Source organism: Streptomyces avermitilis MA-4680 = NBRC 14893, assembly GCF_000009765.2.
In the GTDB taxonomy this organism is placed as follows: Bacteria; Actinomycetota; Actinomycetes; order Streptomycetales; family Streptomycetaceae; genus Streptomyces; species Streptomyces avermitilis.
On record NC_003155.5, the window covers coordinates 8,987,741 to 9,000,909 of the forward strand.

The following is a 13,169-nucleotide window of genomic DNA, read 5'->3' on the forward strand; positions in this document are numbered from 1 at the left end:
CCGTCAGGCGCTGGTGCTGGGGTGTTCGGTCTCGTCCTGGTCGGCGCGGTCGGCCTGCTCGTGGAGGGTCTGGCTGCGCTGGCGGTAGTAGTCCTGCAGCCAGCGCCGGGAGATCCGCCCGGAGTGGAGGGGCCAGGCGATCAGGTCGGCCAGCAGCTGGGCCCAGTCGATGGGAACGCCCAGCTCGCGCAGGTAGCCGACGGCGGCGGGCAGGTGGCGGTGCAGGCCGTTGGCGCTCTGCCGGGTCAGCAGATTCAGCCGGGACTCGGCGGTGGACTCCCGCATCTCCCGCTCCCGGCCGGGGCTTGCGGTCACGGCGAGTGCGAAGGCCAGGCCGAGGCTGGTGCCGTAGGGGGGAGCGGGTGCCGGCTGCGGACTCTGCGAGGCCCCGTCCGCTTCCAGTGCGGCCTCGGGGCTGGTGTGGGTGGTGCGGGGCTGCGCGGCGATCATCGCCGCGACGGCGTAGTAGGCCCGCTGCTCGGACTCAGGTGCCTGCCTGTCATGGGGGAGCCAGGGGGCGACGAAGCGGTGCATGCGGGGCACGTCGTCGAGGGTGCGGCGCAGTCCGCTGCGCAGTGCGGTGCGGGCGCCGGGATCGTCCCGGCAGATCTGCTCGATCCAGCAGGTGTAGGCGACGAGGCGCTGGCGCCGGGCGGTAGTTGGATTCTCGGTGACGCTCTGGGTGGTCATTCATAACCTTCCTCGGACAGGTGGTGGGCGGGTCGGGACGGGTCATGCGGCCGGTGTGCTCGTGGCCTTTTTGCGTACGCCGCCGTACAGGTCGATCCGTGCGTGGGCCACCGCCTTTGCGCCGCGCTGGGTGCGGGTGACGGAGGCGGTGACGGTGTCGTATGCGTCGGTGGCCAGACGCAGGAATGCGGTGCGGGCGGCGGCCGGGTCGAATCCGGCGCCGAGGGTGTGGCCGGTGTTGTCCAGGTGGCGGAAGCGGTCCCAGAACTCGGCCTCGGCGCCAGGCCAGTAGCGGGCGGCGGCCTCGGCCGCCCAGGTGTCGCCGTTCGCCTTCGGGTCGTTCATGTACTCGGCCCAGGCCCGCTTGACCGCGCGTTCCAGGCGGCGCCCGTACATCTCGCCGAGCTGCCGCATTCGCCCCACCGCGGGCGCGGTCGCGGGGGCCTTCTGCTCTGTGAAACCCATGACCGGGGGTGTGTCGGCGTCGACGAACTGGGTGTCCTTGGCCTGGCCTTCCTGCTCGAAACCGAGTGCCCGCACGCGCAGGTCCTCGGAGACCTCGCTCGCGTAGTCGAACACCTTCGGGCGCTGGGGCTGTGCGGTGCCGGGCGGTTCGTGCAGGAGCAGAGCGTCCAGGTCGCGCCACAGCGCGCGCCGGGAGTCGGCCGGGCGCGGGTAGCGGTTGCCCTGCTGGCTGATCTGCCAGATCAGATAGTTGTCGTCGCGGGGGATGCGTCCGGTGCGGTACGCCCAGGTGATGTAGGCATCCCGCACCAGGCCCGGACTGTTTTCGTCGGGGACGAGGAGCAGGGCGTGCTGGGAGCAAGCGGTCAGCCGTGAGCAGGGGCCGCAGGGCAGGGGCGGGGCGGCCTCCGGGTCGGGCAGTTCCTCCCGCTCCCAGGGGCACAGATCGAAGGAGCGTCGTACCGTCACTTCCGGCGGGACCAGGCCTGCCAGGAGCGTCTCGAAGAGGGTGTCACCCTCGGGGTGGTAGGACAGCGCGGTGCGCAGGGGGCCGGCGGTGGCGCTGGCGGTCTTGACCCCGTTGACCTCGCGGGCCGAGCAGCGGCCCGACGGCCCGTAGTAGTGCCACACCAGCAGGCTCAGCACCGCCTCCGCGGCGCTCGGCAGGTCGGGGCGGGCGTCGCTGCCGTGCCGAAACCACGCGTGGGCGTTGCCTGCCGGGCGCGTCACGATCAGTTTGTTCACCCCGGCGGTGTTGCCGCCGTCGCACTGGCCGGTCAGCCGGGCGTCCTGCATCCACGGGCGGCCCCCGTCACGGTCGTAGAGGAAGAACCGCTGCCGGTAGCGGCCGGCGTAGGCGGTGATCCCCTCTGGGGGGAGCTGTCCGGCATCCAGGATGTTCAGGCGCCGCTCCCCCCAGTCGCCGGGCCCCGACTCGTCCAGACCCGTCACCCGGGCGGTGAGCGCGTACAGGATGCGCAGCAGTGCGGAGTGCGCGGGGGGATCGGCAATCGTGAGGGTGGCGATGTCGCCGCTGCGCAGCAGCAGGTCCCGTAGCCCCACCCGTTCGGGATGGGGGAGGGGCGCGGCATGGGTCCAGCGGACGGGGATCCACGGTTCGTCGAACAAGTTGTACGTACTGGCGGGCATCGGACTCCTATCGCCGGGTCGCCGGTCACAATGAGGTGGGGTCTCCGCAGGCGCGGAGGTGAGCCGTGTGTTGCCCGCAGAGCGACGCGAGCCTCTCCCCGTGCCTGCGCAAGCAGGCTGAGCTGGCCCCCACCAGCACCAAGGCCGAACAACTTCCCCTGGAAGACGGCTGATTGAGGACGCTAGCCAAGTGTGTTGCCCGTAGAAGCGGTTCTTCGTGAAGTGACTGGTAATGATCAGCTGGTTTCGAGTCCGACACCGGAGATCCGGATCGTCCGGGTGCCGTGGCGGCAGCTCCAGACCGCTGCTGCGCCATCCTGGCCCGCGGGCTGCATCCGCAGCAGGACCAGATCACGCAGCACCGGATGCTTGCCCCAGCCCGGCGGCGCCGGGTGTCCCTCGGCGCCGCGCAGCCAGGCGCCCGGCACCGGCGCCATGTGTGCCATCACCTGCCGCAACTCGGCATGAAGCAGACCGTTTTGGTTTCCTGTGGGCAAGGGGAGGGTGCCGCCCTCATCAAGGGTGAGGGTGTTGTCCTGCTGCTCGTACAGGCACAGAACGCGCCCGCTGTCAGCCCCCAGCCGAGTGGTCAGCAGTTCCTCGGTGACCCCTGCCTCCCGGCGGCTGAGCCGCTGCAGGTCACCGGCCACGTCGGCGGGCGCGCAGATGGCAACCATGTCGGCCAGGTGCGCCTCGGCCGCCTCGTCCGCCTGCCGCGCGGAGTCCATCCGCGCCAGTTCCCGCTGTACGGCCCCCTCGAGTCGGTCCACGAAGTCCTCCGCGTACACGGCATCGATAAGCTCCTGCACGTCCCCCGGGACCGCGATCCCGGACGCGGCCCGCTCGCGCAGCAGGTGCGCTGTGCGCTGCAGCAGCCCGGCGTCGTACACGCTTCCCCAGGTGCGCGGCACCTGGGTGGCCCCGCTCTCGCCGACCGGTTCCAGGACGACCAGGCGCGGCGCGTCCTCCGGCAGCGCCCAGGGCGGGCGCCCAGAAGCGCCGCGCGCGTGGCGGCGTCCCCGGCCGGCCCGCTGCAGCAGCTGGGCCAGCGGCGCAAGATCCGTGACAATCAGGTCGAAGTCGAGGTCGAGCGACTGCTCCACGACCTGGGTAGCGACCAGGACGGATGCCGGCCGGGGCAGAGCGACATCCTGCGGCGAGCGGGGTTTGCCGTAGGCCCTTTCGCACGCGGACGTGATGTGCTGCCGGGTGTTGGCCGGGTAGCGCGAGTGCAGCAGCCGCAACCCGCCTTCACCGGTGCTGAGTTCCGGGAACGCGGCGCGCAGGTCACGGAAGGTCTGCTGGGCTTCGGCCACCGTGGTGCAGCAAACCAGCGCGGTCCCGCTCTGCGCGACGACGGGCTCAAGTGCCTCGCGCAGGGCCTGGCGGCGACCTCCGGCGCATACGGGACTGCCGGCAGCGGGCGCCGTGTCCCAGACGACAGGCAGCATCCGCACGTCCAGGGTGCGACGGCGCTCACTGTCCGTCTCCCGTGGCACGCAGACTTCGCCGGTCGCGGCGCCGGTGAACATCCAGCCCGGGTAGCACGGTTCGACGGCGGACGGTTCGAGGAATCCGGCCCCGCGGCGGTAGGCATCCACCAAAGACGAGGCTGTGCGGCCGGACAGGGTTGCGGACAGCAGGACCACCGGGGCACCGAACGCGCCGAGCCACTCCAGGAGCCGGGACAGCAGCTGATGCATCCACGGCCCGTAGGCATGCGCCTCGTCGACCACGAGCACCTTGTCGGACAGCCCGAACAGCCGCAGCGCGTTGTGCGTGAGCGGCAGCACGGCGCTCAGCGCCTGATCAATGGTCCCCGCCCCCAACGGGGCCAGCAGCCCACGCCGATGTCCGCGCAGCCACACCCCGGCCTCGGTCACGGTGGCCGGGTCCGCGCTCACGTCGCCCGCTGCCGGCGGCGGGCCGGCGGACTGCCCGGCCCCTGCGTAAGCGGGGCTGAGCCAGGCCATGGAATGCAGCAACGTCAAGGCCCGCTCACCGCTCAGGGCACGCTCCGTGAAGGCGCTCACCCGCGGATACATGGCGTCGGCGGTGGCCATGGTCGGAAGCGCAAAAAACAGCCCCCGAGCCCCAGCCGCATGACCCAACACCGACGCCGCGTACAGGGCCGCCTCGGTCTTTCCGTCACCCGTCGGCGCCGTGACCAGCAGCAGTCCCGGCCCCTTCTCCTCGACCATCCGCGGCAGACGGGCGACAAGGTCGGCCTGGAGAGCGTTGGGTGCGAACGAGAACATCTCCTCGAACCCTTCAGCGTCGAACCGCGCCCGCCCCAGCTGGGCTCCCGCCACCAGCCCCGGAGCCGCCTTCTGCGTACGCTCCCAGTGCATATCGACCTCTTCCGGCGTCGCACGCCACCCCTTCGGCGGCAGCAGCGGGATGATCGCCTCCTCCTGGCTGGCCAGCCAGTCCGCGACGACCACCAGCCCGGCGACGATCACCGCCAGCTCGGCCGGTAGCCCCCGCTCCGGCACCGCCCACCCCCCGGTGACGCGCCGCAACTCCCCGAAATGCGCCCGGCGTTGCACCGCCCAGCCGTCCCCGCCCAGCCCGGGCTGATAGGCACTGGCGTGCGCCACTTCTTTGGCTTTGAGGACCACGCCGAAACATCCGTGATGGCCACCGAGCAATTGCGCCACCTGATGACTCACCGCAGACCGCATCACCCGGCCGCCACCGGGATACCCCGCTTCGCCGAGCAACTGCACCAGCGCCCAGTGGGTGGCCATCTCATGACGAAACGCACGCTCCCGTTCCGCCCCCGGAGCGAACACATAGGCCGGATCGTTCCGTACGGCCGCGAACGCCTCCGGAACCTGGGCCTGAAACGGAGGAGTGATCTTCCCCAGATCGTGCAACCCCGCCCAGAACGCCAGCACCCGCCGAGCCTCGGCCACCGTCAGCCCCAGCGCCCGTGCGACCTTCTCACGCATTTGATCACTCAGCAGCACATCCCACAGGGCACCGAACACTCCCGCGGTGTCCAGCAGATGGCAGAGCACTGGGTACGGGCGCGGAAGACCATGCTCCTTGCCCCAAAACCGGGTGTCGACCGGGACATGTCCCGGCGAGACGGACTCACGCTTCATCATGACAGCCATGCATAACAGCCCCCACTGACAACGCATCCTCACCTGCACGGATACCAGAACAGATCCCAAGCAGGGCCGTAGAATCCAAGCCGTGGAACCTCAGCCGACGCGCGGGCAGACCAATTCAAGGCGAGTCCATTCGGATACCGTAAAGAACTCGCAAAGCACCTGAAGGAGGCCAGGTCAGGAAGGGTGCTCTCCGCGCGAGCGGAGGTGAACCGACACGGCTGTTGAGCCGGACGGCGCCGAGACCGTGCTCTCCGCGCGAGCGGAGGTGAACCGGCCCGATCGAGGGCGGTGTGAGCATGAGTATCGTGCTCTCCGCGCGAGCGGAGGTGAACCGACGTCGTGGGACTGGTTGGCCGCCGCGTTGAAGTGCTCTCCGCGCGAGCGGAGGTGAACCGCAGGTCGCCAGCCGCTGCCCGGTGTCGCAGTCGTGCTCTCCGCGCGAGCGGAGGTGAACCGCCCCATGATGATTTGGCCAGGCACCCGAACCAGTGCTCTCCGCGCGAGCGGAGGTGAACCCCACTAACTCAAGACGCAATGATCACAATCGGAGTGCTCTCCGCGCGAGCGGAGGTGAACCGGCGATGATGCCGGCGTCGACGGCGATGGGGAAGTGCTCTCCGCGCGAGCGGAGGTGAACCGTCGTTGAAGCTCATGCCGGTGCGCTTCTCCAGGTGCTCTCCGCGCGAGCGGAGGTGAACCGCCGCCCGCGCCGCACTCATCCCCGACCAGGCGGTGCTCTCCGCGCGAGCGGAGGTGAACCGCCCGTGAGCAGCCGACGTTCGGTGACCGGGGGGTGCTCTCCGCGCGAGCGGAGGTGAACCGCCGTCGATGAGCGCCTAGCCTTGCTGGAACGAGTGCTCTCCGCGCGAGCGGAGGTGAACCGTCCATGCAGCACCGCGGCGACCGCCACCCCCCGTGCTCTCCGCGCGAGCGGAGGTGAACCGTTGGGGCAGTAGGTCAGCGAGGATGCCGAGCCGTGCTCTCCGCGCGAGCGGAGGTGAACCGGAGAACTACGACGAGATGGCCAAGAAGACCGTGTGCTCTCCGCGCGAGCGGAGGTGAACCGAACGACACGGCCGCCTTCAGCCCGCCCCAGACGTGCTCTCCGCGCGAGCGGAGGTGAACCGCCGCCCGCACCACTGACGTGCGACGAGTGCGGGTGCTCTCCGCGCGAGCGGAGGTGAACCGGCGCGCGGGTCCAACGTCCAGGTCGTCCTCACGTGCTCTCCGCGCGAGCGGAGGTGAACCGTCCACCACGCGCTCCAGGAAGCTGGTCCCCTCGTGCTCTCCGCGCGAGCGGAGGTGAACCTGGGTGTTCGTCGGCATCCCGGTGCTCGTCGTCGTGCTCTCCGCGCGAGCGGAGGTGAACCGCTCGGCAAGTCCGGCGCCGACGCCCTCTACGAGTGCTCTCCGCGCGAGCGGAGGTGAACCGCGCAGCGTCGGGTGCTGCCGCTTCATCAGGACGTGCTCTCCGCGCGAGCGGAGGTGAACCGCAAGCGCGGTGTACACGATGTGGGGGTGGATCGTGCTCTCCGCGCGAGCGGAGGTGAACCGGTCCGCGCGGACCCGGGCGTCGGTGTCGACGCGTGCTCTCCGCGCGAGCGGAGGTGAACCGCAGTTCGGCAGCCTCCTCGGCGACATCTTCGGGTGCTCTCCGCGCGAGCGGAGGTGAACCGTGTGACGCCTGCCCCATCGCCAACGCGACGCCGTGCTCTCCGCGCGAGCGGAGGTGAACCTTCTTCGCCCCGGCCGTCCCCGCCGCCGCCTTCGTGCTCTCCGCGCGAGCGGAGGTGAACCGGCCCGCACCTGCAGACGTACGTCCAGTCCAACGTGCTCTCCGCGCGAGCGGAGGTGAACCGTCCTGGGACGCCCTCAAGGTCCCGAACGTCTGGTGCTCTCCGCGCGAGCGGAGGTGAACCGGTGGGGGAGGCTGCGGAGGCGCAGACCACGTTGTGCTCTCCGCGCGAGCGGAGGTGAACCGTACGCGTGGGGCGGCATCCTGGTGCGCACCTCGTGCTCTCCGCGCGAGCGGAGGTGAACCGGCTGCCATCGAGTCATCCCCTGCGACCCCGGGGTTCTCTCCGCGCGAGCGGAGGTGAACCGGTTTCGTACCCGAGGGCCGGGCCGATGATGGTGTGCTCTCCGCGCGAGCGGAGGTGAACCGGACATGATCGCAGCCCGATTCCTGCGGCAGGAGTGCTCTCCGCGCGAGCGGAGGTGAACCGTCCACGGACGGCAACTGATCCCCGGCATGAACGTGCTCTCCGCGCGAGCGGAGGTGAACCGGTCAACCGCGCGTTCGGCCGCAGCCGGCTGGTGTGCTCTCCGCGCGAGCGGAGGTGAACCGCCTGACCGGCTGGCGTTCCAGGCGACGTCGACGTGCTCTCCGCGCGAGCGGAGGTGAACCGTACGCCATCGCCTGGCGTAACGCGCTCCTCACGTGCTCTCCGCGCGAGCGGAGGTGAACCGACCGTCACGTTCGACACGCGGGTCGGGTTGTAGTGCTCTCCGCGTGAACGGAGGTGAACCGGACATCCACGGCAACCCGCTGAAGCTGACCCGGTGCTCTCCGCGCGAGCGGAGGTGAACCGAAAACCGGGCGCGCCGTGCAACCTGACGGCCCGTGCTCTCCGCGCGAGCGGAGGTGAACCGATCAGCAGCATCGCCAAGGCCATCGTGGCGGGGTGCTCTCCGCGCGAGCGGAGGTGAACCGGAGCCGGAGGCCCGGCAGACCGCCGTCGCCGAGTGCTCTCCGCGCGAGCGGAGGTGAACCGTCCGCCCGAAGAAGGACCGCAGTACCGCCCCGTAGTGCTCTCCGCGCGAGCGGAGGTGAACCGGCCCTCAACAGGCCGTCAACCGAGCACGCCAAGTGCTCTCCGCGCGAGCGGAGGTGAACCGACGGACAAGGGCATCACCGTCCTTTTCACCTCGTGCTCTCCGCGCGAGCGGAGGTGAACCGGAGACCCTTGCGAAGACCAGGCGTGCCAGTGCGTGCTCTCCGCGCGAGCGGAGGTGAACCGTCGCGGTGCCGCCACAGCGACGGTCGGGCGCCGTGCTCTCCGCGTGAGCGGAGGTGAACCGCTGATGCTCGACATCGCGAAGGGCATGCAGGCGTGCTCTCCGCGCGAGCGGAGGTGAACCGGCCGAGAACGAGCGGCTGAAGGCGGCGAAGCCGTGCTCTCCGCGCGAGCGGAGGTGAACCGGCCATGGAGTAGCCCTGCTTGAAGGCGTCGTAGTGCTCTCCGCGCGAGCGGAGGTGAACCGTCGGACACCGAGGTCAGCGCGTGGCTGCTGTCGTGCTCTCCGCGCGAGCGGAGGTGAACCGCCACCGGGGACGTAGCCGACGTCCGCCGCCCCGTGCTCTCCGCGTGAGCGGAGGTGAACCGTCGGAGCTGGCCAGGGAGCTGACCACCCGGGTGTGCTCTCCGTGCGAGCGGAGGTGAACCGCTTCCAGGTCAGCGGGAACTGGCCAAGGCTGAGTGCTCTCCGCACGAGCGGTGGTGAACCGAAGCCGGAGACCGAGCAGCAGGACCAGCCTCAGTGCTCTCCGCGCCAGCGGAGGTGAACCGTACTGGATCTTCCCCGTCCGTGACGAGCACGGGGTGCTCCCCGCGCGAGCGGAGGTGAACCGCCATGGTGATCTACCACAGCGAACTTGCGGGCGTGCTCTCCGCGCGAGCGGAGGTGAACCGGTCCGCCTCGACGGTCTGCACCGGGCGAAGATGTGTTCTCCGCGCGAGCGGAGGTGAACCGTACCCGGTTCAGTGAAGGTCAGCTGGGGCCGTGTGCTCTCCGCGCGAGCGGAGGCGAACCGACGAAGACGCTTGTCGGCGACGCTTGAAATGTGGCTCAGTCAAGATTTCCGTGAAGCCGATCGTGCGCCTGTGCGCCGGTGACGCTCCGTCACAGGCCGCGTGATACTCGCCGAGTGTGGGGAGCTGCTGAAGACCATGTTTCCGCACCTCGAAGGGGTGCTGGTGGAAGAAGTGAGCCCCGAGGGTGGGGTGTTGCACATTGTGGCAAGAACCGTGGAGTCGGTTCCGGTGCCGTGCCCGGACTGCGCAACGCCCTCGGTGCGACGGCACAGCGGATACCAGCGCCGTCTCGCCGACGGTGCGGTCGGCGGCCGTCAGGTGTCCATCGAGCTGACCGTCCGCCGCCTGTTCTGCGACGACCAGAGATGTGCACGGGTGACCTTTGCCGAGCAGGTCGACGGGCTGACCGTGCGGTATGGGCGTCGGACGCCGCAGCTGCGGTGCTTGTTGAGCGCGATCGCGGTGGCCCTGGCCGGCCGGGCCGGAGAGCGCCTCGCGGCCCGGCTGCCGGTGCCTGTCAGCCGCACTACCCTGCTGGCCCTGGTCATGGCCCTGCCCGATCCGTACGCCGAGACGCCCCGGGTGCTAGGGGTCGATGAGTTCGCCACCCGCAAAGGCCACAAGTACGGCACCGTGCTGGTCGACTGCGAGACCCATGCTCCCATCGACCTGCTGCCCGACCGGGAGTCGGCGACGTTCGCAGCGTGGCTGACCGACCACCCCGGAGTGGAGATCATCTGCCGTGACCGGGGCGGCGCCTTCGCAGACGGTGCCCGCACCGGGGCCCCAGATGCCGTCCAGGTCGCAGATCTCTGGCACCTCTGGCACAACCTCGCCGAGACCGTGAAGTCCCTGGTCAGCAAGCACAGTTCCTGCCTTCGTGAACCCGCCCTCGCCTCGGAGTCACCCCCTGAAGTCCTGCACCCGCCGCTCTCCCACGCAGGCCGGCTGGCCGAGCGGGCCCGGCGGCACCACGCCGCCGTGCACGATCTCCTCGGCCAGGGCCTCACCATCCGGGCCGTCGCCCGCCGCCTGGAGCTGTCCCGCAACACCGTCCGCCGCTATGCCCGCGCCGTCACCTGGGAGGAACTGGCCACCGGCCGCTGGCAGAACCTCCCCAGCACTCTGGACCCCTACAAGTCCTATCTGCACCAGCGGTGGCACGAGGGCCACACCAGCGGTGCCAAGCTCCACGCCGAACTCCGTGAGCGCGGCTTCACGGGGTCCTACTCCGTCGTCCGCGACTACCTCCGGCGCTTCCGCCGAACGTCGGGCGACCGTCCGCCCCCAGCGCGGCCGCCCGGGGTCCGCAAGGTGACCGGCTGGATCACCCGGAACCCCGACCGCATGAACGACGACGACCAGCAGAAACTCAAGGCCATCCTGGCCCGCTGCCCCGAACTCGAAGCGGCCACCGGACATGTCCGGTCCTTCGCCGCGATGATGGCCATCCGCAGCGCGAGCCGACTGCCCGAATGGATCGCCACCGCCCGCGCCGACGAGCACCACGGCCTGCGCGGCTTCGCCGATGGCCTGCTGGCCGACCTCGACGCCGTCATCCTCGGACTGAGCACGGAATGGAGCTCGGGCTGCGTCGAGGGCAGAGTCACGGACATCAAGCTGCTCAAGCGGCAGATGGCAGGCCGAGCCGGACTCCCCCTGCTCCGCAAGCGCGTCCTTCTCGTCGCCGCCGACCGCCGACAACACAGAGTTACGAACCAGACGGCTCACTGATCGGCTTCACGGAAATCTTGACTGAGCCTGAAATGTGAGCCGATTCCGGCGGGTGAAAAATGACCCCCCGCTGCGTCAGTTGATGTTGGTCATTCCCCGGTGTTGGCGGCGGGAACCCGTCCGAGGTCGCGGCCGCGCATGCGATAGCTGTCGCCCTTCAGCGAGATGACCTCGGCATGATGGACGAGTCGGTCGATCATCGCGGCGGCGACGGTGTCGTCGCCGAAGACCTCGCCCCAGCGCCCGAAGGGCTTGTTGCTGGTCACGATCACCGAGGCACGTTCGTAGCGGCCCGAGATGAACTGGAAGAACAGGTTCGCGGCCTCGGGCTCGAAAGGGATGTAACCCACTTCGTCGACCACGATCAGCGGAATCCGTCCCAGCCGGGTCAACTCGTCGCTCAGACGCCCTGCTTGATGGGCCTCGGCGAGACGGGCGACCCACTGGGCGGCGGTGCCGAAGGCGACCCGGTGGCCGGCCTGGCAGGCCCGGATGCCCAGGCCAGTGGCGAGGTGGGTCTTGCCGGTGCCGGGTGGCCCCAGGAAGATCACATTCTCCTTTCCGGCGACGAAGTCCAGCGTCCCAAGATGGGCAATGACCTCGCGTTTCACGGACCGCTGGTGGTCGAAGTCGAAGTCCTCCAGCGACTTGCGAGAGGGAAAACGGGCCGCCCGGATGCGTCCCTCGGCGCCGTGGGAGTCGCGGGCGGCGACCTCCCTCTGCAGGCATGCGGCCAGATACTCCTCGTGGCTCCAGCCCTCGTCGCGAGCCCGCTCGGCGAGCCTGGCAGCAGCGTCCCGCAGGGCCGGGGCCTTCAACGCCTTGGTCAGATAGATCAGTTCGGAGCCGACGTCGCGGCTGGTCCTGGCCTGGTTCGTGCCGTTCTTCGTGCTCATCACGCTGCCCCTTCACCCGTGCTCAGCCCGCCGTCGATGACGCCGAAGATCCGGTCGTAGGTGTCCAGCGACCGTTCCTCGACCTCTGTCACGTCCACTGGCGCCGGTTTCGTGCCGGCGGCCGCCTTGCGGGCGACCGCGGCAGCGGCCGCGTGGTCCGGGTCGGTGATGGTCTGGTGGCGGGCCCAGCTGCGGGCATGGCGGGCGACCTCGACGCCGTCGCAGGTCACCAGGACCTGGTCCAGGCCGGCGGCGACCTCGATGCGGCGGCCGACGGCCAGCGGGTGAACTGAGTAGTCGCAGGTGTCCAGGCGGACGTAGTGGTCCCGGGGCAGTCGCAGAGATGCCTTCCACCAGCCCGGCGGGGCGATCGGCGGCAGGGCCAGCATCCGGGACCGGTCCGCTTCCAGCCGGTCCGCCGGGCGGGCCTGCAAGGTGCGGTGGATGCGCCGGTTCGCCCTGGTCAGCCAGTCTGCGAGCTGGATGTTGAAGTCGGCCGGCGAGGTGAACACCCGGCCGGGAAGGAACGACGTCTCGAGATAGCCGTTGGCCCGCTCGACCAGGCCCTTGGACTCAGGATCCCGTGGCTTGCAGAGCAGGAACTTGATGCCGAGCAGTCCGGCGAACGCAGCAAATTCGTCTGTGAGTTGGGGTCCGCCGGACCGCCAGGAGCCGACGGCTCCCTCGTTGTCCCAGACCAGCACCCGGGGGACGGCGCCCAGCTCTGTCAGCAGCCGCCAGTGCCCGGCGATCAGGTCGGCCGCAGACCTGGAAGGCAGCATTCGGGCGGTGATCCACCGCGAGTAGCCCGCGACCATGACCAGCACCGGCGGCCGCCCGACCTGACCGAAGCCGAGCGGGATGTCTGCCGGCGGGAACCACAGGTCGCACTGGCCGATCTCGCCCGGCTCATAGACCGTCCGCGAGGCCGGATCCGCAGGCCGATAGGCCGGCCGCAGGTCCCTGACCCGGTCCTTGAGCACCGTCAGACCCCGGTCCCAGCCGATCCGTTCCGCGATCACCGTCGCCGGCATCTCAGGCCATTGCTCGAGCAGTTCACGAATCTGCGGCTCGACCGCGTCCACGATCGAGCCTTTCGGCGCCCGCTGATACTTCGGCGGCGCGTCGTCCGCGATCGCCCTGCGGACAGTGTTCCTCGCGATCCCCAGCTTCCTCGCGATCGCCCGAACCGGCATCTGCTCGGCCCGGTGAAGCCGACGGATCTCCGCCCAGTCCTCCACGCTGATCACCACTCCTCCCGGCCTGACTCAACGAGCCAGACCCTTGGAGGGGGTCAA

General features: G+C 69.9%; 6 protein-coding genes and 1 CRISPR repeat array. Of the genes, 1 reads left to right on the top strand and 5 read right to left on the bottom strand.

The genetic code is table 11. The features are described 5' to 3' along the window. Nucleotides 1-3 precede the first annotated feature (3 nt). From casB to SAVERM_RS38720, 3 genes are all read right to left on the bottom strand, one after another. Nucleotides 4-690, bottom strand: coding sequence for a type I-E CRISPR-associated protein Cse2/CasB (gene casB, locus SAVERM_RS38710; protein WP_010988936.1), 687 nt, complete (start codon nucleotides 688-690; stop codon nucleotides 4-6). Nucleotides 691-732: 42 nt separating this feature from the next. Continuing rightward, nucleotides 733-2,304, bottom strand: a complete 1,572-nt coding sequence (gene casA, locus SAVERM_RS38715) for a type I-E CRISPR-associated protein Cse1/CasA (RefSeq protein ID WP_010988937.1) — start codon at nucleotides 2,302-2,304, stop codon at nucleotides 733-735. Between the two features lie 236 nt (nucleotides 2,305-2,540). Further along, entirely contained in the window at nucleotides 2,541-5,417 is a 2,877-nt protein-coding gene (locus tag SAVERM_RS38720; protein WP_037652954.1) for a CRISPR-associated endonuclease Cas3'', read from the bottom strand. A 192-nt stretch (nucleotides 5,418-5,609) separates the two neighbouring features. Beyond that, nucleotides 5,610-9,240: a CRISPR direct-repeat array (repeat unit 29 nt; unit sequence GTGCTCTCCGCGCGAGCGGAGGTGAACCG). Nucleotides 9,241-9,376: 136 nt separating this feature from the next. Here SAVERM_RS38720 and SAVERM_RS38725 point away from each other — a divergent pair. Further along, a complete protein-coding gene (locus SAVERM_RS38725) occupies nucleotides 9,377-10,975 on the top strand; it encodes an ISL3 family transposase (RefSeq protein ID WP_042494152.1) in 1,599 nt (532 codons plus the stop codon). A gap of 89 nt (nucleotides 10,976-11,064) precedes the next feature. Here the strand turns inward: SAVERM_RS38725 and istB are convergent, their stop codons facing one another. Continuing rightward, nucleotides 11,065-11,871: an IS21-like element helper ATPase IstB gene (gene istB, locus SAVERM_RS38730; protein ID WP_037653202.1), complete on the bottom strand. Its 807-nt coding sequence runs from the start codon at nucleotides 11,869-11,871 to the stop codon at nucleotides 11,065-11,067. Further along, on the bottom strand, nucleotides 11,871-13,121 hold the full coding sequence (gene istA / locus SAVERM_RS38735) for an IS21 family transposase (RefSeq protein ID WP_037653204.1): 1,251 nt from the start codon (nucleotides 13,119-13,121) through the stop codon (nucleotides 11,871-11,873). Before istA ends, istB begins: the two co-directional genes overlap by 1 nt. Nucleotides 13,122-13,169 lie beyond the last annotated feature (48 nt).